The organism is Rathayibacter oskolensis (genome assembly GCF_900177245.1).
GTDB classification, from domain to species: domain Bacteria; phylum Actinomycetota; class Actinomycetes; order Actinomycetales; family Microbacteriaceae; genus Rathayibacter; species Rathayibacter oskolensis.
Genome location: NZ_FXBM01000002.1, coordinates 1,045,453 through 1,067,524 on the forward strand (window position 1 = coordinate 1,045,453; position 22,072 = coordinate 1,067,524).

Consider the following 22,072-nt stretch of genomic DNA (forward strand, 5'->3'; position numbering starts at 1 on the left):
CCCTGCACCGCCCGACCCCTGCACCGGAGAGCGACCATGAAGCGCGATGTCTCGGCCCACCTGACCCTCGACGTCGCGCAGCCGGCGACGCTCGTCTTCTCGATCGCGGTCGCGGCCGTCTACTCGGCTCCGGAGTCGCTCGCGATGTCGATCGACGACCGCCCGGTGACGCCGCGCGAGGTGATCGATCAGCACGGCACCCGCCTGCATGTGCTCGAGGCGGGTCGCGGCCGCCTGGTCGTCGACTACACCGCCGGCGTCGACGGCCGTCTCGAGCCCCTCGCCGGGGAGGAGGTCGACCGCCTCCGCTACCTCCGGCCGAGCCGCTACGCCGAGTCGGACATCCTGTGGGCGACCGCGCGTGCCGAGTTCTCGGGACTGCGCGGGCAGGACCTGCTCGCCGCAGTGAGCTCCTGGGTCGGCACGCGGCTCGCCTACGTCCCCGGCTCGAGCCTCCCGACGGACGGCGCCGAGCGGACCTTCCTCGCCCGCCGAGGGGTCTGCCGCGACTTCGCCCACCTGGTGGTGGCGCTCCTGCGCGCCCTCGACGTGCCCGCGCGCCTCGTCGCGGTCTACGCTCCCGGCCTCCAGCCGATGGACTTCCACGCCGTCGCCGAGGCGTGGGTCGACGGCGAGTGGCACGTCGTCGACGCGACCACCCTCGCACCCCGTCCGAGCCTGGTGCGGATCGCGACCGGCCGGGACGCGGCCGACACCGCGTTCCTCAGCGTCTACGACGGCATCGCGACGCTGGGGGAGTTCACGGTCGGCGCCGTCGTCGATGTGCTGCCCGACGACGACGTGCGCGAGCTCGTCACCATCGGCTGAGCCGCGGCCCGCTCCGGCCGGCGGTCCGGTCCTGCAGGCGGTCTCTCTCCGCCGGCGGTCTACTCCGGTTCGACGAACCGGCGCCACGCCCAGATCGACGTGCAGACCGCGCTGAAGGCGACGACCGCGAACACCGCGGGGGCCGCGCCTCCGTCGGTCGACCACGCGGTGATGGTCGGCGAGAGCAGTAGGAACAGCAGAGTCGTCGACAGCAGGGTCAGCCCGAGCCAGAGCGCGGGCGACCAGCGCAGGATGGTCTGACCGGCGGGCCGGCCGACGGGGAACAGCAGGACGACGCTCGAGCCGACGGAGAGCAGCGTGGTCGCGCTCAGGACCTCCGCGAGGAGGACCGCGGCGAACGATCCGTCGGTCGGCACGAGGGCGGAGGCGCCCCAGGCGAGCCCCGCCAGGGCGAGCAGCGACACGACCCGCGCCGTCGCGAGCTTCGCGCGGTCGAGGGCGGTCGATCCCTCCGGCAGCAGCAGGCCGATCACCACTCCGAACAGGAACGCAGGATCCAGGCCCGCGAACCGCGAGAGCAGAGCGGCGCCCGCGACGAGCACGAGTGCTCGAGGAGCGGCGACCACCCTGATCGCGGGGAGGCCGAGCCTGCGCCCGAGCACCGCGGGCACTCCGGCGGCGACGGCGTTGACGAGCGCGACGGAGAGGATCACCGCGAGCAGGAGCCGCAGGTAGGCCGGCTGACTGTCGACCCGGCCCGAGAGGAGGACGAGGCCGGCCGCGCAGCCGATCATCCCGACCACCATGGTGCGCGGCGAGACGGGGGCCGCCTCGGGCCTGTCGTCGAACTCGACGCGGGCGCGATTGCGCCCCGTGAGCTGCCAGGTGCGCTGCGGACCGGGCGTGCGCCCTGCGACCGCGAGTCGCGCGGGCACGATGACGAGAGCGAGCGAGACCAGAGCCAGGGCGAGCGAGCGCACCCAGTCGGCGATGGTCCCGAGGGGGGCGCCGGAGGAGAGGGCCGTGGTCATCCCCGTCGCAGCGCTCCAGCCTCCGGGCGCCGACCCGCCGTCGGGGGCGGGGGCTGCGACAGCGGGCGGTTCGCCGGAGCCGGCGTCGGGGGCCGGGGCGGGTGCGGGGGTCGCCGTGGCGGTCGCGCCGGGTCTCGGAGTCGCCGTCGCCTGCCCGGGCCGCGTCGGGGTCGCCGTGGGGCGGGGCGACGTGGCGCCGGGGGTGGGAGTCGCGCCCTCCGGCGTGCGCGAGGGCGTCGCCCCCGGAGTGGTGGCGCTGGCACTCGGGGTCGGCTCGGTGGGAGTGGCCGAAGGCGTCGTCGCCGCGGCGAAGGTCACGTCGATCCACGGGCTCGGCGAGCTGTAGTTGCCCGCGGCGTCGCCGGCGATGGCCGAGACGCGGTGCGCCCCCGCGGTCACCGTGCCGCCGACGCAGCTCCAGACGCCGCCGGTGACCGGGGCGTCGCAGGTGTTGACGCGGTCGACGTAGACGTAGGCACGGGTGCCGTCCGTCCCGGTCCCCGAGTAGGCGGCTCCCGTGAGCGGGAGCGCGGTCCCGGAGCTCGGCGAGCCGAGCACGGGCGCATCCGGTTCCGCGGTGTCGACGACGAGCGTCACGGCACTGCTCGGAGGCGACACGGTGCTGCCGGCGAAGGAGGCGGTCTGGGTCGCCGTCACGCGGTGGCTGCCGGGCGCAGGAGTCGGGGCGAGCTGGCAGAACCACCGGCCCGACGAGTCCGCGGTGGCCAGGCACGAGGCGCCGCCGTCCGAGGTAGCGGCGACACGCGCACCGGGGTAGGCGGTTCCGCTGAGGGAGCCGGCCGAGGTCGCCGATCCGTCGACCGACTCGATGACGGGTGCGCTGAGCACCGCCACCCCGATGCCGCTCGACGTCGTCCCGCCCGAGGCGAGCAGTTCGACGGCCGTGAGGGCCCAGCGCCCGTCGGCGAGGGTCAGGTCGCAGCTCCAGGTGTCGTCCGCCGCGACCCTCGTGATGCAGACCGGGTCGCCTCCGCCCTGGGTGCTGATCTGGATCTCGTCGCCGGCCGTCCCCGTGCCCGTCGCGGTCACGCTCCCGCTCGGCAGCACGGTGCCGGAGGCGGGGGAGGTGAAGGCGAGCGGGGCGGCTGCCTGGGCGGTGGGTGCGAGGAGGCCGGCGGCGGCGCCGAGCGTGGCGAGGAGGACGGCGAGGAACGCGCCCGGGCGGCGGAGCGACCGACGCGGCGGCGTCGGACCGTCCGGCATCCGACCGCTCGGCGTCGGAAGGTTCCGGGTTCGACGGAGTCGACCCATCGGGACGCCCGATGAACCCCCCGGCCCTGCCACGTCGACGCTCGCTATCACGTTGCGTCCATTGCACGGTGGCACGGGAGAAGAGTCAAGCGCGCCGCGCCAGTCGTTGCCGGATGTACACCGACGGGAGGAGCGGGGCTCCTCCTCGAGGGGGAGCGCTGGTCCGAGCAGGAGAGCGCTTCCGCGAGAATATACCCATCGACGACGGCTCGGAGGAACCATGAGCGAGGACGAGGCACGCGGGCGCGATCGGCGGCAGGTGCGCGCCGAGGCCCTGCGCTTCGACGACCCGCGCGAGCTCGGGCGGCTGCTGCCGACGGGGATGCGCATCGGTCTCGCCCAGAGCGCCTTCCAGACGGAGGGGTCGCTCGAGGCCGGCGGCCGCGGCCGCTCGGTCTGGGACGACTTCGCTCTGCGGCGCGGCACCATCGCCCACGAGGCGACGCCCGAGATCGCGACCGACTTCTTCCTCCGGTGGCGGGACGATGTGGCCCTCCTCGTCGACCTCGGGATCGACGAGCTGCGCCTCTCCCTCGCGTGGACCCGTCTGCAGCCGGAGGGCCGCGGCCCGGTCGACCACGGCGGTCTCGGCTTCTACGACCGCGTCCTCGACGCTCTCGCCGAGGCCGGCGTCCGCGTCGCGCTGACCCTGCACCACCGCGACACGCCGTCGGCGCTCGGCGGAGGCTGGATGGACCGCGACACCGCGTTCCGCTTCGGCGACGTCGCGTTCGAGATCGGCTCGCGCCTGGGCGACCGGGTGGCCGACTGGATCACCCTCGACCAGCCGTCGACCGTCATGCTCGAGGGGTACGCGCTCACCCGGCAGGCTCCCGGCGCCGGCCGTCTCTTCAACGCCCTGCCGGCGCTGCACCACCAGCTCCTCGGCCACGGCGTCGCCGTGGAGGCGCTGCGCGCCGCCGAGGTCACCGGGCGCATCGGCCTCGTCGACGCTCTCGCGCTCGTCGAGCCGGCGACGGAGTCGGACGAGGACCGCGCGTGGGCGTCGCTCGCCGACATCCTCCGCAACCGGCTCGTCGCCGACGCCGTCCTGACCGGGGTCTATCCGGAGGGACCGGGGGAGCTGCCCGCGTTCCTCGAGCGGCTCGAGAGGGTCGACCCGCGCGATCTCGAGCGGATCAGCGCCCCGCTCGACTTCTACGGCGTCGCTGCCCTCGCGCCCCAGCGCATCGCCGCCGGGCGCGATCCCGCCGCACCGACCGGGGTCGGCGCTCCGCCCGCACTCCCGTTCCACGAGAGGCCGTGGCCCGAGCTCGACCAGACGGGGGACGGCTCGCCGATCGCCCCCTGGGCGCCCGTGGCGGTGCTGCGCGGTCTCGTCGAGCGCTACGGCGACCGGCTGCCTCCGCTCGTCCTCACCGCGCTCGGTGTGAGCTATCCCGACTCCGTCGACCGCAACGGCGACATCGTCGACACCGAGCGCATCCGCTGGCTGGGCGCCCACCTCGGCGCACTCGCCGAGGCGGTGCACGAGGGCCTGCCGCTCGAGTCCGTCCAGCTCTGGACCCTGGTGGACGCCTTCGAGTGGCAGCACGGCTACACGCGCCCGCACGGGCTGGTCGCCCTCGACGCGCACGGCGCCGACCGCGTCCCGAAGGCCTCCTTCGACTGGCTGCGGCGGGTCCTCGACGCCCGCTCCTGACGGAGCTGCCGCGCGGCCGTGCGAGACTGCCGCGATGCAGAGCCTCCTCGCCCTCGCCTCGATCCTCCACGCCGAGCCCGAGCCGGTGCTCGCGGCGCTCGCCGACGTGCTCGCCGCCGAGGAGGGCGGCGCCTTCGCGCTCCGGGGCGGGGAGCTGCACCGACGGCTGCCGGTCGCCGGCGTCGAGCAGTGGCGGGTGCTCGCCGACGAGGAGGGCTCGCGCATCGAGTGCGAGATCGTGGCGACGGCCGCGGCGTCGGCCCTCGCCGGCGTGCTCGCGCGGCGGCGGATCCGCTCGGCTCCCGAGCGCTTCCGCGCGGTCGTGACGGCGGTGGCCGACCGGGTCGAGCCCCGCTGAGCCGGGCCGTCGACGCACCCCGAACGGGGAATGACTGAGAGGTTCTCGCTGTTGTCTACCGATGACGGTACGGGGCCCGTGGTCCCGTCGACAGGACCGCTCGGAGGAGCACGAGGCATATGGCAGGAACAGGGATCAACAAGGGACGCAGCACGCGCAGCACCGACGAGGAGATCGTCTACCGACGCCACGCGAACGGGCGCGGCATGGTCGCCCCCGGCTCGCGCGTCTCGGCGTCCGCGTACGTCGAGACGGGCGCCTACGTGGAGCCCGGCGCGAACGTCGGCGAGCGCGCGTGGATCGGCGCGGGCAGCTGGATCGACCGCGACGCGATGATCGGGCACAGCGCCTTCATCGGCGCCAACGTGCACGTCGGCCCCGAGGCGATCGTCGGCCCGGGAGCGCGCATCGGCAGCTACTCGCGCATCGGCGACTCCGCCGTCATCGCGACCGGCGCGCGCGTCGACCGCGACACGGTGGTGCCGGCCGGCAGCCGGTTCGGCCTCGACGAGAGCGCCCGTGAGACCGGGAGCCGCGCCGCCTGAGCGCCCGGCTCCCCACGACCCTGTTCGGCCGCCCTCCAGAGGCGGCCGAATAGGGTCGTTCCATGTTCGAACTCCACCACCTCAGCGCCCAGGAGCAGTGGGACTGGCTGCAGCGCGGAGAGGTCACCCCTCTCGAGCTCGTCGACCACTACCTCGCCCGGATCGAGCGGTGGAACGGCGAGCTCGGAGCCTTCACGACCGTGACTCCGGAGCTCGCTCGGGCGCGGGCTGCATCGCTCGCCGCCGGCGCCGTGCCGCGCACCGCCGCGCTCTGGGGGCTGCCCAGCGGCGACAAGGACCTGTGGCGGCGGGCCGGAGTGCGCACCACCTCCGGGTCGCTGCTGCGCGCCGACTTCGTGCCCGACGCCTCCGACGAGATCGTCGACGTGCTCGATGCCGCCGGCGCCGTGAGCCTCGGCAAGACGGCGGCTCCCGAGTTCGGCATGCCGTCGTACACCGAGAGCCGGGTCGGGCCGCCGGCCGTGACGCCGTGGGACACGAGCCGCGGCGCCGGAGGATCCAGCGGAGGCGCCGCTGTGGCCGTCGCCGCAGGGCTGCTGCCGTTCGCGCCCGCCTCCGACGGGGGCGGGTCGATCCGCATCCCCGCCGCGGCCTGCGGGCTCGTCGGTCTGAAGCCGTCGCGGGGTCGCGTGCCGGCCGCCTCCGGAGTGGGCGGTGTCGGCGGGCTCACGGTGGCCGGGCCGATCACCCGGTCGGTCGCCGACGCCGGGCTCCTGCTCGAGGGGATGCTCGAGCGCCGCAGCGGAGCGATCCCGCAGCGCTACGCTCTCGCGGCACCGGGCGACGGAGACGGCTCGTTCCTCGGGGCGGCGGTCCGCGGGGAGGGACGGTTCCAGATCGGCGTGCTGACCGCCTCCCCGTGGGACGACGCCTACGAGATCGGCCTGGCTCCCGAGGCGCGCGCCGCACTCGACGAGGGCATCGCCGCTCTCGACGCGCTCGGGCACGGCCTCGAGGAGGCGGAGCTGCCGCCGAGCGCCGCGTACCCCGCCGCCTTCCGCGCGCTCTGGCAGAGCAGCGCGGCCGCCCTCCCAATCGAGGGCGCCGACCTCGACCTGCTGCAGCCGCTGACCCGATGGCTGGTCACCGAGGGTCGACGCCGCTCCGCGCGCGACCTCATGGAGGCGGCCGCGACGCTCTCGGCGTTCGAGCGGAGTGTCATCGCCGCCTTCTCGGCCTTCGACGCGGTCCTCACCCCGTCGCTCACGATGACTCCCCGCCCCGTCGGCTGGTACGACCCGGAGGATGCGGAGCACGACTTCGCCCAGCAGGTCCAGTACACCCCCTACACCTCGTTCGTGAACGTGAGCGGCCTGCCGGCGATCACGCTCCCGCTGAGCCGGACCGCCGACGGGCTGCCGATGGGGATCCAGCTCATCGGGCGGCCGGGCGGCGAGGCCGTCCTGCTCTCGATCGGCGCTCAGCTGGAGCGGCGGGCGCGGTGGCAGCGGAGGCACCCGCCGCAGTGGTGAGACCGGGCGGATCGTCAGCTTCCGCCTCTTGGCCCTTAGGTTAGGCATGCCTATACTGACAACGATGTGCATGTTCGAGGGACGCGACGGCTCGGAGCCGATCGACGTCAAGCAGTTCCTGATCGCGGGTGACGAGACCGTCGTTCCGTGGATCCAGAGCCTCCTCGACGCGCTCCCCGCGAACGCCCGCGGCCAGGTCTTCATCGAGGTCGACGACGTGCACGGGATCCCGCCGCTCGCCGCGCCGGGGCGGGTCAGCGTCACCTGGCTCGGCCGATCGACCCGGTCGGGCGCACCCGGCACGGGGGAGCGCTGCGGACACGGCGTCGCCCTCGACCGCGCGGTGCGCGCCTGGGTGGGCGAGATGTCCGTCGTCGACCGGGACTACCCGTGGGCCGACGACCGCCACGACTTCTGCGCCTGGATCGGCGGAGCCGGGCCGCTCATCGGCGAGCTCGCCTCGGACGTGGACACGCGCCTGCGCGCCTCGTCCGAGCACGCGTCTCGCTGAGTCGTCCCCGTGTGGGTTAGGTGAGCCTAACCTCTCGTGTGATACTGAGGCGATGCCTCCGATGACCGACGCCCCCGCCCGCCCGGCCTACCGGCCGTTCCTCGCGACCGTCGCCCGCGCGACCCGGATCGCCCCGCACTTCATCCGCGTGACCCTCACCGGCGACGACCTCGGTGCCGTCGGCTGCACAGGACCCGATCAGCGGATCAAGCTCGTGGTGCCCACTCCCACGTCCGACGCCGACGACTTCATGCTCTCGGTCGCCGACGAGGACGGCCCCGACGGCCTCGCACCCGACTGGTACACCCGATGGCGGGAGCTGCCCGACGCGCAGCGGAACCCGCTGCGCACCTACACGATCCGAGCGACCCGCCCCGAGCTCTCCGAGGTCGACGTGGACTTCGTCGCGCACGGCGACACCGGCCCGGCCTCGGCCTGGGTCGAATCGGCCTCGCCCGGTGACCGCGTCGTGATCGTCGCCCCCGACTCGCGATCCGAGCTCCCCGGCGGAGGCGTCGAGTGGCACCCGGGCGCCGCCACCACGCTGCTCCTCGCCGGCGACGAGACCGCGGTGCCCGCGATCAGCGCCATCCTCGAGAGCCTGGGAGACGAGGCCACCGGAGCGGCGTTCCTCGAGGTGCCGACGGCGGAGGACCTGCTGCCGCTGCGCCACCCCGTCGGAGTGAGCGTCACCTGGCTCGTCCGCGACGGCGGTGCGGCACCCGGCGCCGCGCTGGGCACCTCCGTCCGCGCCTGGGCCACCCGATTCCTCACCGCCCACCACCGCGGCGTCGAGGTGTCCGACGTCGACGTCGACAGCGAGATCCTGTGGGAGGTGCCGGAGGAGAGGACCGACCCCGGCCTCTACGCCTGGATCGCCGGCGAAGCAGGGGCGATCAAGCTCATCCGCCGCTGCCTGGTCACCGAACTCGGCCTCGACCGCACTCGGGTCGCGTTCATGGGCTACTGGCGCACCGGCCGCTCCGAAGCCAACTAGTCTGCGAGCGCCGCGGTGCCGTCATCTGCGGCGTTGTCGTCGGTTGCGATACCTCCGGCATCGTGCCCTCCTCCGCCTTGCAGCTGGCTGCGAGCGCCGCGGTGCCGTCATCTGCGGCGTTGTCGTCGGTTGCGATACCTCCGGTATCGCGCCCTCCTCCGCCTTGCAGCTGACGGCACCGCGACGCTCGCAGAGGTTGGAGGGGGCGCGGCGCGCGGCGCGCGCGCGGCCGGGGTGCTGAGATGCGCGGGCGGTGGAGCGGACCGGAGAGGGTCAGAGGGTGGGCGGGACGCCCACGAGGCGGCTCGAGAGGGTCCAGAGGTCGCGGCCGAGCTGGCGGTCGGTCGCCTGGGAGGCGACGGCGCCGCCGGGCTTGAGGCCGTCGAAGTAGGTGCCGCTCGCGGCGCTGACGTCGGGCTCGGAGCAGAGGGTGATCAGCGGAACCGCACCGGCCTCGGCGGTGATGCCGTAGGAGCCGCCGGTGAGCGCGGACATCGCCTTCATCAGGCGGGAGTCGCCGCCGAAGCCGGTCGCGACGAAACCGGGATGGAACGAGAACGCGTCCACCGGAGTCGGAAGCAGGCGCTCCGCCAGCTCGCGGATGAAGAGGATCGTCGCGAGCTTCGAGGTGCCGTAGGCGCGCCACCCGCCCAGCCACGGGCCCTTCCGGCGGTCGAGGTCCTGCAGCGAGAGCCTCCCGAACCGGTTCGCGACACTCGCGGTCGACACGACGCGTGCACCGGGGCGCTCGCGGCCGGTCTCGATGAGCCTCGGGAGCAGGAGCCTGGTCAGCAGGAAGGGCGCCAAGTGGTTGCTCTGGATCGTGCGCTCGTGCCCGTCCGCCGTCTCGGCGCGCTGTGACACGAGGCCGCCGGCGTTGTTGGCGAGCACGTCGATGCCGTCGAACCGAGCGAGGAGCGCGTCGGCGAGCGAGCGCACGTCGTCGAGCCGATCGAAGTCGGCGACGAACGGCTCACCCCCGACAGCGGCGGCGACCGAGCGGGTCCGCTCCGGGTTCCGCCCGACGACGGCGACGGTGGCGCCCGCCCCGGCCAGCTCCTCCGCCGCGACCTTCCCGATGCCGGAGCTCGCCCCGGTGAGCACGACGACGCGCCCCTTCATGTCAGCGACCACGGAGGTATCCGCCCTTCTCGAGACCGGCTTCGATCTCGAATCGATTGCGCAGCGGATCGCGACCCGCGACGAGGTACGCGAACGGGAACCACATCCCGAACCGCTGCCACTGCTGCTTGTGAACGGCCTCGTGCTCGAGGACGCGGTCCGACACGTTCGTGTCGGTGAGATAGCTCGTGCCGACGCAGGAGCCGCCGCGGCCGAACGCCCACGAGGGCATGCCCGTGAAGACGACCAGGCCGTTCCGGCGCTCGATCGGCCCGGTGCTCCAGAGCGCCCCCCAGGCCAGCCCCACCGCGCAGGCGAAGAGGTAGCCGGGCCGGGTGATCGCGGGGTCGAGGGCGACGACCGAGACCGCTCTGCCGAGAGCGCTCACGCGCTCTCGCGCCCGTAGGTCTCGAGAAGGCGGAGCCACACCTCGCTGATCGTCGGGTAGGAGGGGACGGCGTGCCAGAGCCGCGACAGCGGCACCTCGCCGACGACCGCGATCGTCGCCGAGTGGACGAGCTCGCCGACCTCCTTGCCGACGAAGGTGACGCCGAGGACGACCGAGCGGTCCTCGTCGACGACCATCCGCGCGGTTCCCGTGTAGCCCACGGCCGCGAGCGTGGCTCCGGCGACCGAGCCGATCTCGTAGTCGACCACCCGCGTGCGGTAGCCGGCCTTCTCAGCCGCTGCGGCCGTGAGACCCACGGAGGCGACCTCCGGGTCGGTGAAGACGACCTGCGGCACCGCCTCGTGGTCGGCGGTCGCGACGTGCGCCCCCCAGGGCGCATCGTGGACTGCTGCGCCTGCGCTCCGTGCGACGATCACGTCGCCGGCGGCGCGCGCCTGGTACTTGCCCTGGTGGGTCAGCAGGGCGCGGTGGTTCACGTCGCCGACCCCGTAGAGCCAGGGCGCGTCGCCGCCGATCGGGGCGCCGTCGTCGCCGAGCACGAGCATCGTGTCGTCCACGGTCAGCGACGAGCCGGGCTCCAGCCCGACCGTCTCGAGTCCGAGATCGCGGGTGTGCGGGGCCCGGCCCGTGGCGGCGAGGATCTCGTCGGCCTCGAGCACCTCCCCGCTCTCGAGCGTCACGGCGACGGTGCCGTCGGCACGTCGCTCGACCGAGGCGGGGGACCCGCCGAGGCGGACGTCGACCCCGAGCGAGCGGAGCGAGTCGCCGACGAGGTCGCCGGCGAACGGCTCGAAGGGGGCGAGCAGCCCGCTGCGGGCGAGAAGGGTCACGGAGGAGCCCAGACCCGCGTAGGCGGTCGCCATCTCGCAGGCGACGACGCCGCCTCCGACGATGACCAGGCGGGTCGGCACGACCTCGGCGCTGGTCGCCTCGCGACTCGTCCACGGCGCCGCGGCGCGGAGACCGGGGACGTCGGGGACCACGGCCGTCGTGCCGGTCGCGACGGCGACGGCGGCGCGGGCGCGGAGGACGCGGACGGAGCCGTCCGGCGCCGTCACGCTGACCTCGCGCTCACCGCTGAGCCGGCCGTGGCCGCGCACGAGGGTGATGCCCGCACCCTCGAGCCACTGCACCTGCCCGTGGTCGTCCCAGCCGCTGGTGACGGAGTCGCGGTGCGCGAGGAGGGCGGCAACGTCGATGCCGCCGGTCACCGCCTGCGCCGCTCCCGGCAGATCGCGAGCGGCTCTGATCGCCATCGGCGCGCGCAGCAGCGCCTTGGAGGGCATGCACGCCCAGTAGGAGCACTCTCCGCCGACGAGCTCGCTCTCGACGACGGCGGCGGTGAGGCCGCCCTGCACGGCGCGGTCGGCGATGTTCTCGCCGACCGGTCCGGCGCCGATGACGACGAGGTCGAACTCGTCGACGGTGCCGTGAGGGGCGTCGGAGGTGGGCTGCGGTGTGTCGCTCGTCATGGTCTCTCCCGGTGGTTCGCGGAGGCGGTCGGCCTCTCGGTGGATGGGCGTGTCGAGCGCCGAGCGCTCGTCAGGGAACCCGATGCGTCGTCAGTGGGCGGGGACGATCTCGGCCCGCCAGCCGTCGTAGCGACCGCCCTCGCGCTCGACGGCCTCGATCACCTGGCGGAGGAACACGGTCGTTGCCGCCTCGTCGACCGCGGCGTGGTGGCTCGCCACCAGCACGTGCCGCAGGCGGAGGCGCGAGATCGCGATCTCGTACCCCGAGGCGACGAGCGTGCGCGCGGCGCGCCGGGCGCGACTGCGGAAGAGGAAGACGGCGAAGTGGTCGACCTCTCGCAGCTCCCAGACCTGGTCGCCGTAGCGGAGCCGGATCTCGAGCTGCTGGGCCGCGCGCTCCCGCTGCGCGTCGAGGGCGGAGGAGCCGCCGGCGGGTGCGGTGGTCAGGGTGTCGTCGCTCATCGTCCGGTGAACTCCGCGGTCGTACGGGCCAGGAAGGCCTCCAAGCCGATGCGCGCGTCGTCGGACGCTGCGAGGCGTGCGAGGTCGCCGGGGAGCGCGGCCGCCGCCCGCGCATCGCCCTCGGCGACGGCGAGGCGCGCGTTCGCGAGGGCCGCCTGCACCGCGAGCGGCGCCTGGGCGGCGATGCGCGCCGCGAGGGCGTGCGCGGCCGTGGCGACGGTTCCGTCGGCCACCACCTCCTGAACGAGGCCGATGCGGTGCGCCTCCGCGGCGTCGAAGGTGTCGCCGGTCAGGATCCAGCGGAGCGCATCGCCCCAGCCGGCGGCGCGGGGGAAGCGGAGGGTCGCGCCTCCGAACGGGAGGATGCCGCGGGACACCTCGATCTGGCCGAAGCAGGTCGACTGCTCGGCCAGCACCACGTCCGCGGCGAGCGCCAGCTCGATGCCGAGAGTGAGGCAGACTCCCTTGACGCCGATGACGACCGGCTTCGAGACGGGACGGGTGCGGAGCCCCCACGGGTCCAGACCTCCGTCAGGCACGAAGTCGAGGCCGCCGGAGCCGATGCGCGGTCCGATGTCGGCGAGGTCGAGGCCCGCCGTGAAGTGCTCGCCCTCGGCCAGCACGACGCCCGCCCGCAGCTCGGGATCGCGGTCGAGCTCGCCGTAGGCGGCAGCGAGACCGGAGAGCAGTGCGAGATCGGCGGCGTTGCGCTTCTCGGGGCGGTCGAGCACGATCTCGAGGACGTGACCGCGGCGATGCGTACGGACGCGATCCGTGCCCGCGCTCGGTCGGGTCTCGGTCATCGGTCCTCCGCTCGGTCGCGTCCGTCCATCTTGCCCGGTGCCTCCGACACAGGGGCTCCTGCGACCGGGGATTGACGGGGGTCGCTCAGGCCCCGGGGCGCAGTGCACGCCCGGCGGCTCACGCTCCGCGCGTCAGCGCGCCGACGATCCGGAGGATCGTGGGCAGATCGTCGACCGCCGCGGTCGGGGAGGCGGGGGCGAAGGAGGTGAGGCCCGCGCCCGCGAGCGGGAACCGCGCCCTGAGCGCCTCCAGGGAGGCGACCAGACGCGCCGCGGGAACGCCGAAGGGGACCGGGTCGAACAGCCCGGCGAGATCGGCCGGGTCGAGGACGTCGAGGTCGATGTGCACGTACACCGATCCGGCGCCGGTGGCCTCGACGGCCGCGACGAGGGCGTCCGGATCGAGCTCGTCGACCGAGAGCCGGCGGGCGCCGCGCTCGAGCAGGCCCTCGAGCTCACCGGGGTCGGTCGAGCGGACCCCGGCCAGCACGACCCGGTCGGCGGGGACGCGCTCGTCGGCGGGAGCGCTCAGGAGGCCCACCCCGTCGCCGAGAACGGCCGAGAGCACCATGCCGCAGAAGGCTCCGCTCGGAGAGGTCGAGGGAGTGTTCGCGTCGGGGTGCGCGTCGAACCAGACGACCGCGACCGGTGCGGACGCCTGCCTGATCGCGTGCCCGACCGCGGCGAACTCGACCCCGCAGTCGCCGCCGATGGTCACGACGGGGCCGACCCGGCCGAGGAGGGCCTCGCGCATCCGCTCGGCGGTCGTCGCAACCGATGCGTAGCGGCGGATCCCGGTGTCCTGGGCGTCGCCGGCCTCGGCCGGGACGTCGACGACGATCGTCGCGGAGGAGGGCAGATCGCCACGGATCGCCTCCGCTCCGTCGACGAGGCGCATGGCCCGCGTCGACGCGGAGCCCTGCCACTGCGGGACAACGAGGAAGGACGCCATGGGACTCACTATGGCACGCACGATCCGGCCCCCGCGGGCGCGGTGCACCCCTGTCCGGCCCGTCGGCTCAGACGGTCGGCAGCGGGTCGAGGGCGGGAGCACCGCCGGGAGCTCCCGCGGCCGGCGGAGGCGCCGCCGACGGCCCGTCGAGGTCGAGCAGCGCCTCGTCGAGAGCCGAGCGACCGCGGTCGACCGCCGCGCGCGCCTGCTCGAGGGCCGCGTCGGGTTCGGAGGCGGCGAGCCGGCCGGCCGCCTCGAGCTGGGCCCGGGTCTCCTCGGCGAGGATGCGGGGTGCCGCCGTCACGCCGTCGCCGTGGACCGCGGCGAGCAGCGCGGCCGCGTCGGCCCCGAGCCCCGCGGCGGTGCGGGCGGCCTCGAGGAGCATGAGCTGCCGCCGAGCCTGGGCGAGAGGCTCCCTGTAGCCGGCGACGACGGAGTCCAGCGCGGCGTCGGCCTCGAGAAGGAGGGCGAGGATCGCGGCGGGGTCGTGCCGGGCACCGGCGGCCCGCGCCTCGTCCGCATCCAGCAGCAGTGCGCTGGCGGCGCTGCAGGCCGTCGCCACGTCGGTCGCGGAGGCGAGCTGCGCAGACGTGCGGACGCCGGTCAGGGTGGCGGCGCTCGCCAGGTCGTCCCGGACCGAGCGCTCCAGCCCGCTGACCTGGGCCTCGGCGCGGGCGAGAAGAGCACTCAGACCCTCGACGGCGTCGAGCAGATCGGATCCGCCCTCGGGCGCCAGCGCCACGCGCTCGATCGCCTCCCTGAGCGGTCGCACCTGGCGCTCGGAGGAGGTGCCCGCGAGAACGGAGACGTCTGCCCGCGCACGCTGCAGCCGCTCGGGGAGGGGCGGGGGCTGCGTGCTCACTCCGCGATCGTACGGCCCGTGTGTTACGGCGAGTGTCGCCTCCGCTCGCCCGCCCCCGGCGGCCGCCTCAGGATGGAGGCATGCCACGCACGCTCGCCATCGTCGAGGTCGCCCGGGACCGACCCGGCCGCGACGAGTACCACGCGTACGTGCAGATCCTCAACGCGCGCCTGCTCGAGACGGCCCGCGAGCTCGGCTGGCAGGCGCGGCGCTTCGCCGCCGAGGATCTCGGCACCGAGGCGCTCCTCGAGCAGACCGCGGGGGCCGACGCGATCCTGCTGGCGGGCGGCGAGGACATCGCGCCCGAGCGCTACGGCGTCGAGCGCGGCTACCCCGGCGAGGGCCCGCACGCCGAGCGCGCCGACTCGGCGCAGATCGCGCTCGTGCAGCGCGCCGTCGCCGTGGGGACGCCGCTGCTCGGGATCTGCCGCGGCCTCCAGATCGTCAACGTCGCCCTCGGCGGCACCCTCGTGCCCGACCTCGGCGCCGACGCCGTGCACGTCAACGCGTCAGCGCCGGCCCACCAGCGCATGCACCGCCACGGCGTCGTGCTCGCGCCGGCGACCGCGCTCGGCGGCCTGTTCGGAGGCGACGTCCTCGCCGTCCAGAGTGCCCACCACCAGGCGGTCGACGTGCTCGCGCCGGGTCTGCGCGTCGCCGCCCGTGCCGACGACGGCGTCGTCGAGGCGATCGAGCACTGCACCGCTCCCGTCGTGGGCGTGCAGTGGCACCCGGAGGATCCCGCCGCGCCGGCCGGCCAGCTCACGACCCTGCTCGAGGGCCTCGCGCTGGCGGCCGCGCACGGCTCGTTCGCTCCGGAGTCGCTCGCCGCTGCTGCCTGATCCCGCGGCTGCAGCCCGAGCCCGCCGCTGCGGACCGCGCACGGCGGACCGGCGCTCAGCGCTCCAGTCGCTCCATCCACGCCTCGATGTCGTCGGCCGTGCGCGGGATGCCGACCGAGAGGTTCTCGGCGCCGTCGGCCGTCACGAGCACGTCGTCCTCGATCCGCACGCCGATGCCGCGCAGCTCCTCCGGAACGGTGAGGTCGTCGGGCTGGAAGTAGAGGCCGGGCTCGATCGTGAAGACCATGCCCTCCTCGACGACTCCGTCGATGTACATCTCGCGGCGCGCCTTGGCGCAGTCGTGGACGTCGAGACCGAGGTGGTGGCTGGTGCCGTGGACCATGTAGCGGCGGTGCTGCTGGTTGTCGGACTCGAGGGCCTCCTCGGCGCTCACGGGGAGCAGACCCCACTCGGCGGTGCGACGGGCGATCACCGCCATCGCGGCGGCGTGGACCTCGCGGAAGCGGATGCCGGGCCGGACGATCGCGAACGCCGCGTCGGCCGCCTCCCTGACCGTCTCGTGCACCCGGCGCTGGGCCTCGCTGTAGCGACCGTCGACGGGGAAGGTGCGGGTGATGTCGGCGGTGTAGTAGCTCTCCTGCTCGACGCCGGCATCGAGCAGGACGAGATCGCCGGGGCGCACCGGGCCGTCGTTCCGCGTCCAGTGCAGGATGCACGCGTGGGCACCGGCGGCGGCGATCGTGTCGTAGCCGACGGTGTTGCCGTCTGCGCGGGCGCGCCCGTTGAAGACGCCCTCGATCAGCCGCTCGCCGCGCGCGTGGGCGACGATGCGCGGGAGGTCGGCGACGACGTCCTCGAAGCCGCGGGCCGTGGCGGCGACCGCGGCGCGGAGCTCCGCGATCTCGTACGCGTCCTTCACGAGGCGCAGCTCAGAGAGGTCGCGCTCGAGGGCGGTGTCGCGCGCGGTGTCGTCGCGGGAGGCGAGGCGCCCGGTGACGAGCGGGTCGGCCTCGCGCAGCACGGCGACCGGCACGTCGCCTCCGGCGTCGAGCACGGCGTCGAGCTCGTCGATGCCCCGCGCCTCGAGACCCAGATCGCTCGAGACCTGCGCGAGCGAGGGGCGCGGCCCGATCCAGAACTCGCCGATCTCGGAGTTGGCGTAGAACTCGTCGGAGTCGCGCCCGGCGCGCTCGCGGAAGTACAGCGTCGCGGTGTGGCCGGCGCCCGAGGGCTCGAGCACCAGGACCGCGCCCGGCTCGGAGTCGGCGCCCCAGCCGGTGAGCCAGGTGAAGGCGGAGTGCGCGCGGAAGGGGTAGTCGGTGTCGTTCGCGCGCTGCTTCAGGCGCCCTGCCGGCACGACGACGCGGACGCCGGTGTGCAGGGCGGAGAGGCGCTCGCGACGGGCGGCGGCGAAGGAGGCCTGCTCGCGAGGAGCGGGGAGGGGCTCGGCGCGGTCGGCCCAGCCGGAGGCGATGAAGTCGCGGAACCGGTCGGAGGCGGGGGTCGTCGAGCGGTTCGCGCTCGCGCGGGGTGTCGGTGCGGCACCGGGATCGGGCGTCGGGGTGGCGGTCTGCTCGTCCGTGTTCGTCATGGCGTCCATTCTCCTCCTCCGTGACCGGAGCACCCCGGCCTCTCGGGTCGGCGGGGGAGAACTCGCGAGGACGGCGCCCTAGGAGGAGTCCTTGACCATCCCGCGCACCGAGAGCTGGGCGAGGACGGGACGGTGATCGCTCCCGTCGTCGTCGTGCCCGTCGAGGACGACGTAGCCCGAGACGTCCCAGCGACCGGAGTAGAGGACGTGGTCGATCGTGGCGCCGAGGACCGTGGGGAGGGACGTCGGCCAGGTTCCCACCGCGGCGCCGCCCGCGACCGCACCCGCGTCGGAGCAGGCCCCCAGATCGGCGGTGCCCGGGATCCCCGTCCAGTGGTCGAGGGTCGAGTTGAGGTCGCCGAGGACAACGATGTCGTCCTCGGTGCTGCACAGGGCCGCGAGTCGCGTGAGGTCGCTGCTCCAGTCGTCCATCCGCGCGGGGACCGGCGGCATCGCGTGCACGGCGGCGATGACGGGGCGCTCGGACGTGTCCGGGCGGGCGACCAGCGAGGGCAGCAGGCCGGTGGGGGTCGTCTCGGCGTCGACGGCGTAGGTGCCGAGGGACGTGGCGAGCAGGAGGGCCGTTCCGGCGCTCCCCTCCGCTCCCGAGACGAAGTGCAGCGTCATCGGCCGGCCCGCGGCGCCGAGCGCGTCCGCCACCTGCTGAGCCGGACCCTGCGACACCTCGACGAGAGCCAGTGCGTCGACGGCGTTCTCGGTCGCGACCGCCGCGATCGTGTCGACGGGGACCGAGTCGAGCACGTTCCAGCTGAGCACGCGCAGGTCGGCCAGACGGTGGGCGCGGGGCGGGGAGGAGTCGAAGCCCCGCACCGCCTGCAGGCCCGCGAGGACGAGGGCGAATGCGACTCCGAGAGCGGCGATGCCCAGGGCGAGTCGCCGGATCGGCCGCACCAGGACGGCGATGACCAGGAGGACCACGGCGACGGCGACGGCGCCGAGGCCGCCCGCCAGGCGGAACGAGACCAGCTGCGCGAAGGGCGCCTCCCTGACGATCCCGAAGAAGCCGGGGGCCGCCGCCACGATCAGCACGACCGCCACCGCGGCCGCCACCGCGAACTTCACCAGTCTCGTGCCCATCCCGGCTCAGGCTAGGGCATGCGCCCGCGAGGGCCCGCAGGACGCGCGTCTACGATGGAGCGCATGCATGTCGCGGGAGGCGGGTTCGACCTCCACACCCACTCCCTCGTCTCCGACGGCACCGAGACCCCCGACGTGCTCGTGCGCGCGGCCGCGGCGGCGGGCCTGAGTGGGGTCGCCCTCACCGATCACGACTCCACCGGCGGCTGGGCGGCCGCCCGCGTCGCCGCCGAGGAGGCGGGGATCGAGCTCCTCCCGGGCATGGAGCTGTCGTCCCGAGCCGGGTGGGCGAGCGTGCACGTGCTGGCGTACCTGGTGGATCCGACCGACGCGGGCCTGCTCGCCGAGACCGCCAGGATCAGGACGGAGCGGATGCACCGCGCGGAGGCGATCGTCACCGCGATCGGCGCCGACTACGACCTCACCTGGGACGACGTCCTCGCGCAGACGAGCCCCGGGTCCACCATCGGGCGTCCGCACATCGCGGACGCGCTGGTCGCGCGGGGGCTCGCCACCGACCGCTCGGCCGCGTTCGCCGGGATCCTCGACTGGCGCGGGGGCTACTACCGCCCGCACTACGCGCCCGATCCGGTCGACGCCGTCCGCCTCGTGCGAGCGGCCGGCGGAGTACCCGTGATCGCGCACCCCGCTGCGAGCTCGCGCGGGATCGCGGTCGAGTCGATGCTCCCGGACCTCGTCGACGCGGGGCTCTTCGGGCTCGAGGTCGAGCATCGCGAGAACACCCGCGACGGCAAGCGGAGGCTCCGCGAGCTCGCCGCCCGCTACTCCCTCGTCACGACGGGATCGAGCGACTACCACGGCACGGGCAAGCCGAACCGCCTGGGCGAGAACACGACCGACCGCGCGACGGTCGACGCGATCCGCGCCTCCGCCCGCGGCTGACCCGGGCCGCTCGGGCTGCCGGGCCCCCGCGGGCGGACCGGAGCCTAGGCCTGGCCGTCCGGGCGCGGGGCGCGGTTGCGCGAGCGGGTGCGGCGGCGCGGGGCGCTGTTGCCGTCGTGGTGCTCCTTGCTCTCGCTCGAGGGAGCCGGGCCCGTCTGGGGAGCGGCGACCTCGGCGTGCTCGGACCGGGTGCGACGACGCGGCTCTCGCGGCTCGCGCTGACGCGTCGAGCGCTCGGGGCGCGCGTCGGCCTTCGCCTCCGCGGGGATCGGGGTGGGCTTCAGGCGGCCCTTCGTCCCGACGGGGATGTCGAGGTCGGTGTAGAGGTGCGGCGACGAGGAGTAGGTCTCGACCGGGTCCGGCTGCCCGAACTCGAGCGCGCGGTTGATCAGGGCCCACTTGTGCAGGTCCTCCCAGTCGACGAACGTGACCGCGATGCCCGTCTTTCCCGCGCGGCCGGTGCGGCCCACGCGGTGCAGGTAGGTCTGGTCGTCGTCGGGGATCGTGTGGTTGATCACGTGGGTGACGTCGTTGACGTCGATGCCTCGCGCGGCGACGTCGGTCGCGATCAGGATGTCCTTCTTGCCGGCCTTGAACGCCGCCATCGCCCGCTCGCGCTGCTCCTGGTTGAGGTCGCCGTGCACCGCGGCCGCGTTGAAGCCGCGATCGTTCAGCTCCTCGACGATGCGGGCCGCCGCGCGCTTGGTCCGCGTGAAGATGACCGTCTTGCCGCGACCCTCCGACTGCAGGATGCGGGCGATCACCTCGTCCTTGTCGAGCGAGTGCGCGCGGTAGACGATGTGCTTGATGTTGGCCTGCGTGATGCCCTCGTCGGGGTCCGTCGCGCGGATGTGGATCGGCTTGTTCATGAAGCGGCGCGCGAGCGCCACGATCGCGCCCGGCATCGTCGCCGAGAAGAGCATGGTGTGCCGGTTGGCGGGAGTCTGGGCGAAGAGCTTCTCGATGTCCGAGAGGAAGCCGAGATCGAGCATCTTGTCGGCCTCGTCGAGCACCATCACCTGCACGTTCGCGAGCGACAGCAGGCGCTGGCCGGCGAGGTCGAGCAGTCGGCCGGGCGTGCCGACGACGATCTGCGCGCCCGCCTTGAGCTGCTCGATCTGGCCCTCGTAGGCCTTGCCGCCGTAGATCGAGACGATCTTGGTCGGCCGGTTCGAGGCGGCCAGCTCGATGTCCTCGGTGACCTGGACGGCGAGCTCGCGCGTCGGGACGACGATGAGCGCCTTGACCCCGGGCTCCGGGTCGGTGCCCAGAGCCTGGATCAGGGGGAGCCCGAAGCCGAAGGTCTTGCCGGTGCCGGTCTTGGCCTGGCCGATGATGTCCTGCTTCTGCAGGGCCAGGGGGATCGTCTGCTCCTGGATGGGGAACGGCTCGAGGATGCCCTTGGACGCGAGTGCGGCGACGATGTCGTCGTCGATGTTCAGATCGGAGAAAGTCACGGGAGGGAAGCGCCTTACGTCTTGTACGGTCCACGCCCTGTACGACTCCGGGCGCTTAGGTCACCGATCCAGCGCCGGTGACGTCCCGGCGAGTCTACCGGCACCCGCCTCTCGGGGCCCGTAGGCGGCCAGGGGCTCGCTCTATGCTGATCGGATGGCAGCCTGGTTCCGACGTCGACGTCCCCTGGGTGACACGCCTCGCCTGACCCCGCGCGGGGAGTCCTCGACGAAGCGGGACCGCGTCGATCTGGCGGACCTCACTCCGGAGCTGCTGCCCTACCTCGGCCAGGTCGCCTACCTGCAGCTCGCCGTGTTCGAGGCGCTCGCCCGCGCCGTCGCGTCGACCGACGACCTCGCCGACAAGGAGGCGATCTCGGCCGCTGCGGGCACGGCGCTCGCGAAGCACCACGCCGTCGTCGCCGAGCTCCGCCGCCGCGACGTCGAGCCGGGGGAGGCGATGGCACCGTTCCGCCCGGCGATCGACACCTTCGAGCGGCTCACGCGGGGAGCCGATCTGCACGAGACGCTCCTGTCGGCCTACATCACCGCGGGGCTCCTCGACGACTTCTTCATCCGTCTGACCGGCGGGCTGCCCAACGACGTGGGGCCGCGCATCGCGCAGACCCTCGGAGCCGACACCGGCGTCGACGGCCTGGTCGCGATCCTCCGCCGCGAGATCGCGGCCGATCAGAAGCTCGGGTCGCGGCTGGCGGTCTGGGGGCGTCGCCTGGTCGGCGACACGCTGCTGGTGGCCCGGTCGGCCCTGATGGGCTCCGGAAATCACGACTCCGACGAGTCGCGCATCGAGCCGGTCTTCACCGAGCTCATCGCCTCGCACACGCGGAGGATGGACGCGCTCGGACTGACCGCCTAGGGCCGAGCGGGCCGGCTAGGGAGCGACCCTGCCGGCCAGCATGGCCTCGAGGGCGGTGTGATCGCGACGCGACCGGGCGCGACCGAGACGGAGGTCGACCACGAGGACGACGACCGCGGCGAGCGCCAGGGTGATCACCCAGATCAGGCCGCCGTCCCAGGCCAGCCCCGCCCAGGTCAGAACGACCCAGACGACGGCCGCGACGATGCCGCCGAGCGCCGGCACCAGCACCGACCCGTGCAGGTCGCGGTGCGGGAGGCCGTAGCGCGCGGCGAGCCCGAGGAGGACGCCGCCGAGAGTGACGAAGAGGAGTTCCATGCCGGTCTCGACGAGCGGGGGATCAGGCGACGAAGCCGACGCGGCGGGACTCCTCGGAGCCGACCTCGACGAAGGCGATGGTCTCGGTCGGGATGATGTAGATCTTGCCCTTCTCATCGCGCAGGCGGAGGACCTTGGTGCCGGCCTCGAGAGCGCCGGTCACCGTCTTCTCGACCTCGGTCACGGACATCGAGGACTCGAAGTTGAGCTCGCGCGGGGTGTTGACGATTCCGATACGGATTTCCACCAGCAGTGCCTTTCGGGAGGGGACGTGTCCGTCACGATAC

General features: G+C 74.0%; 23 protein-coding genes. 10 read left to right on the forward strand and 13 right to left on the reverse strand.

Annotated features, from left to right (window positions below; translation table 11 throughout):
- The first annotated feature begins 36 nt into the window (after positions 1-36).
- A complete protein-coding gene (locus tag B9Y99_RS13905; protein WP_085477137.1) occupies positions 37-828 on the forward strand; it encodes a transglutaminase-like domain-containing protein in 792 nt (263 codons plus the stop codon).
- A 59-nt stretch (positions 829-887) separates the two neighbouring features.
- Here the strand turns inward: B9Y99_RS13905 and B9Y99_RS13910 are convergent, their stop codons facing one another.
- Positions 888-3,044, reverse strand: coding sequence for a hypothetical protein (locus tag B9Y99_RS13910; RefSeq protein ID WP_085477138.1), 2,157 nt, complete (start codon positions 3,042-3,044; stop codon positions 888-890).
- Between the two features lie 268 nt (positions 3,045-3,312).
- Between B9Y99_RS13910 and B9Y99_RS13915 the strand changes: the two genes are divergently transcribed.
- The 6 genes from B9Y99_RS13915 to B9Y99_RS13940 all read left to right on the forward strand — a co-directional run bounded on the left by B9Y99_RS13915 (position 3,313) and on the right by B9Y99_RS13940 (position 8,659).
- Positions 3,313-4,755: a glycoside hydrolase family 1 protein gene (locus tag B9Y99_RS13915; RefSeq protein ID WP_085477139.1), complete on the forward strand. Its 1,443-nt coding sequence runs from the start codon at positions 3,313-3,315 to the stop codon at positions 4,753-4,755.
- Positions 4,756-4,789: 34 nt separating this feature from the next.
- A complete protein-coding gene (locus tag B9Y99_RS13920) occupies positions 4,790-5,113 on the forward strand; it encodes a hypothetical protein (protein WP_085477140.1) in 324 nt (107 codons plus the stop codon).
- 119 nt (positions 5,114-5,232) lie between these two features.
- Complete coding sequence (locus B9Y99_RS13925; RefSeq protein WP_085477141.1) at positions 5,233-5,658, forward strand: hypothetical protein; 426 nt, start codon at positions 5,233-5,235, stop codon at positions 5,656-5,658.
- Positions 5,659-5,720: 62 nt separating this feature from the next.
- Positions 5,721-7,151 (forward strand): amidase, encoded by a 1,431-nt coding sequence (locus B9Y99_RS13930; RefSeq protein ID WP_085477142.1) that lies wholly within the window; start codon positions 5,721-5,723, stop codon positions 7,149-7,151.
- Positions 7,152-7,215: 64 nt separating this feature from the next.
- Entirely contained in the window at positions 7,216-7,662 is a 447-nt protein-coding gene (locus B9Y99_RS13935; protein ID WP_208856957.1) for an SIP domain-containing protein, read from the forward strand.
- Between the two features lie 52 nt (positions 7,663-7,714).
- Positions 7,715-8,659, forward strand: a complete 945-nt coding sequence (locus tag B9Y99_RS13940; RefSeq protein ID WP_244274920.1) for a siderophore-interacting protein — start codon at positions 7,715-7,717, stop codon at positions 8,657-8,659.
- 273 nt (positions 8,660-8,932) lie between these two features.
- On the opposite strand, the gene B9Y99_RS13945 is transcribed toward B9Y99_RS13940, so the two are convergent.
- From B9Y99_RS13945 to B9Y99_RS13975, 7 genes are all read right to left on the reverse strand, one after another.
- The gene (locus tag B9Y99_RS13945; protein ID WP_208856958.1) at positions 8,933-9,793 is read right to left on the reverse strand and encodes an SDR family NAD(P)-dependent oxidoreductase; all 861 of its coding nucleotides are present in this window, start codon (positions 9,791-9,793) and stop codon (positions 8,933-8,935) included.
- Positions 9,783-10,169 (reverse strand): Fe-S oxidoreductase, encoded by a 387-nt coding sequence (locus tag B9Y99_RS13950; RefSeq protein WP_085477146.1) that lies wholly within the window; start codon positions 10,167-10,169, stop codon positions 9,783-9,785. Before B9Y99_RS13950 ends, B9Y99_RS13945 begins: the two co-directional genes overlap by 11 nt.
- Complete coding sequence (locus B9Y99_RS13955) at positions 10,166-11,662, reverse strand: dihydrolipoyl dehydrogenase family protein (protein ID WP_085477147.1); 1,497 nt, start codon at positions 11,660-11,662, stop codon at positions 10,166-10,168. Before B9Y99_RS13955 ends, B9Y99_RS13950 begins: the two co-directional genes overlap by 4 nt.
- Positions 11,663-11,752: 90 nt before the next feature.
- Positions 11,753-12,124, reverse strand: coding sequence for a ribonuclease E inhibitor RraB (locus B9Y99_RS13960; protein WP_085477148.1), 372 nt, complete (start codon positions 12,122-12,124; stop codon positions 11,753-11,755).
- Complete coding sequence (locus tag B9Y99_RS13965; protein ID WP_085477149.1) at positions 12,121-12,927, reverse strand: crotonase/enoyl-CoA hydratase family protein; 807 nt, start codon at positions 12,925-12,927, stop codon at positions 12,121-12,123. The genes B9Y99_RS13960 and B9Y99_RS13965 overlap by 4 nt, the downstream gene beginning before the upstream one ends.
- 118 nt (positions 12,928-13,045) lie before the next feature.
- Entirely contained in the window at positions 13,046-13,879 is an 834-nt protein-coding gene (locus tag B9Y99_RS13970; RefSeq protein WP_085477150.1) for an arginase family protein, read from the reverse strand.
- A gap of 67 nt (positions 13,880-13,946) precedes the next feature.
- A complete protein-coding gene (locus B9Y99_RS13975; protein WP_085477151.1) occupies positions 13,947-14,741 on the reverse strand; it encodes a hypothetical protein in 795 nt (264 codons plus the stop codon).
- A gap of 80 nt (positions 14,742-14,821) precedes the next feature.
- Between B9Y99_RS13975 and B9Y99_RS13980 the strand changes: the two genes are divergently transcribed.
- Positions 14,822-15,583 (forward strand): gamma-glutamyl-gamma-aminobutyrate hydrolase family protein, encoded by a 762-nt coding sequence (locus B9Y99_RS13980; RefSeq protein WP_085477152.1) that lies wholly within the window; start codon positions 14,822-14,824, stop codon positions 15,581-15,583.
- A 55-nt stretch (positions 15,584-15,638) separates the two neighbouring features.
- Here B9Y99_RS13980 and B9Y99_RS13985 read toward each other — a convergent pair whose 3' ends face one another.
- A complete protein-coding gene (locus tag B9Y99_RS13985; protein WP_244274922.1) occupies positions 15,639-17,135 on the reverse strand; it encodes an aminopeptidase P family protein in 1,497 nt (498 codons plus the stop codon).
- Positions 17,136-17,213: 78 nt separating this feature from the next.
- Entirely contained in the window at positions 17,214-18,233 is a 1,020-nt protein-coding gene (locus B9Y99_RS13990; protein WP_085477154.1) for an endonuclease/exonuclease/phosphatase family protein, read from the reverse strand.
- Between the two features lie 63 nt (positions 18,234-18,296).
- On the opposite strand from B9Y99_RS13990, the gene B9Y99_RS13995 reads away from it, so the two are divergent.
- On the forward strand, positions 18,297-19,136 hold the full coding sequence (locus tag B9Y99_RS13995; protein WP_085477431.1) for a PHP domain-containing protein: 840 nt from the start codon (positions 18,297-18,299) through the stop codon (positions 19,134-19,136).
- Positions 19,137-19,180: 44 nt separating this feature from the next.
- Here B9Y99_RS13995 and B9Y99_RS14000 read toward each other — a convergent pair whose 3' ends face one another.
- A complete protein-coding gene (locus B9Y99_RS14000; RefSeq protein WP_085477155.1) occupies positions 19,181-20,593 on the reverse strand; it encodes a DEAD/DEAH box helicase in 1,413 nt (470 codons plus the stop codon).
- A 154-nt stretch (positions 20,594-20,747) separates the two neighbouring features.
- On the opposite strand from B9Y99_RS14000, the gene B9Y99_RS14005 reads away from it, so the two are divergent.
- Positions 20,748-21,467, forward strand: coding sequence for a ferritin-like fold-containing protein (locus tag B9Y99_RS14005; protein ID WP_085477156.1), 720 nt, complete (start codon positions 20,748-20,750; stop codon positions 21,465-21,467).
- A gap of 15 nt (positions 21,468-21,482) precedes the next feature.
- Here B9Y99_RS14005 and B9Y99_RS14010 read toward each other — a convergent pair whose 3' ends face one another.
- Positions 21,483-21,785 (reverse strand): hypothetical protein, encoded by a 303-nt coding sequence (locus B9Y99_RS14010; RefSeq protein ID WP_085477157.1) that lies wholly within the window; start codon positions 21,783-21,785, stop codon positions 21,483-21,485.
- 22 nt (positions 21,786-21,807) lie between these two features.
- The gene (locus B9Y99_RS14015) at positions 21,808-22,032 is read right to left on the reverse strand and encodes a DUF3107 domain-containing protein (protein WP_085477158.1); all 225 of its coding nucleotides are present in this window, start codon (positions 22,030-22,032) and stop codon (positions 21,808-21,810) included.
- Positions 22,033-22,072 lie beyond the last annotated feature (40 nt).

What these genes read in the sequence shown, in the direction of transcription:
- B9Y99_RS13905 (WP_085477137.1), top strand. Translation starts at nt 37, where the DNA reads ATGAAGCGCGATGTCTCGGCCCACCTGACCCTCGACGTCGCGCAGCCG.
- B9Y99_RS13910 (WP_085477138.1), bottom strand. Translation starts at nt 3,044, where the DNA reads ATGCCGGACGGTCCGACGCCGCCGCGTCGGTCGCTCCGCCGCCCGGGC.
- B9Y99_RS13915 (WP_085477139.1), top strand. Translation starts at nt 3,313, where the DNA reads ATGAGCGAGGACGAGGCACGCGGGCGCGATCGGCGGCAGGTGCGCGCC.
- B9Y99_RS13920 (WP_085477140.1), top strand. Translation starts at nt 4,790, where the DNA reads ATGCAGAGCCTCCTCGCCCTCGCCTCGATCCTCCACGCCGAGCCCGAG.
- B9Y99_RS13925 (WP_085477141.1), top strand. Translation starts at nt 5,233, where the DNA reads ATGGCAGGAACAGGGATCAACAAGGGACGCAGCACGCGCAGCACCGAC.
- B9Y99_RS13930 (WP_085477142.1), top strand. Translation starts at nt 5,721, where the DNA reads ATGTTCGAACTCCACCACCTCAGCGCCCAGGAGCAGTGGGACTGGCTG.
- B9Y99_RS13935 (WP_208856957.1), top strand. Translation starts at nt 7,216, where the DNA reads ATGTGCATGTTCGAGGGACGCGACGGCTCGGAGCCGATCGACGTCAAG.
- B9Y99_RS13940 (WP_244274920.1), top strand. Translation starts at nt 7,715, where the DNA reads ATGCCTCCGATGACCGACGCCCCCGCCCGCCCGGCCTACCGGCCGTTC.
- B9Y99_RS13955 (WP_085477147.1), bottom strand. Translation starts at nt 11,662, where the DNA reads ATGACGAGCGACACACCGCAGCCCACCTCCGACGCCCCTCACGGCACC.
- B9Y99_RS13960 (WP_085477148.1), bottom strand. Translation starts at nt 12,124, where the DNA reads ATGAGCGACGACACCCTGACCACCGCACCCGCCGGCGGCTCCTCCGCC.
- B9Y99_RS13965 (WP_085477149.1), bottom strand. Translation starts at nt 12,927, where the DNA reads ATGACCGAGACCCGACCGAGCGCGGGCACGGATCGCGTCCGTACGCAT.
- B9Y99_RS13970 (WP_085477150.1), bottom strand. Translation starts at nt 13,879, where the DNA reads ATGGCGTCCTTCCTCGTTGTCCCGCAGTGGCAGGGCTCCGCGTCGACG.
- B9Y99_RS13980 (WP_085477152.1), top strand. Translation starts at nt 14,822, where the DNA reads ATGCCACGCACGCTCGCCATCGTCGAGGTCGCCCGGGACCGACCCGGC.
- B9Y99_RS13985 (WP_244274922.1), bottom strand. Translation starts at nt 17,135, where the DNA reads ATGACGAACACGGACGAGCAGACCGCCACCCCGACGCCCGATCCCGGT.
- B9Y99_RS13990 (WP_085477154.1), bottom strand. Translation starts at nt 18,233, where the DNA reads ATGGGCACGAGACTGGTGAAGTTCGCGGTGGCGGCCGCGGTGGCGGTC.
- B9Y99_RS13995 (WP_085477431.1), top strand. Translation starts at nt 18,297, where the DNA reads ATGCATGTCGCGGGAGGCGGGTTCGACCTCCACACCCACTCCCTCGTC.
- B9Y99_RS14005 (WP_085477156.1), top strand. Translation starts at nt 20,748, where the DNA reads ATGGCAGCCTGGTTCCGACGTCGACGTCCCCTGGGTGACACGCCTCGC.
- B9Y99_RS14010 (WP_085477157.1), bottom strand. Translation starts at nt 21,785, where the DNA reads ATGGAACTCCTCTTCGTCACTCTCGGCGGCGTCCTCCTCGGGCTCGCC.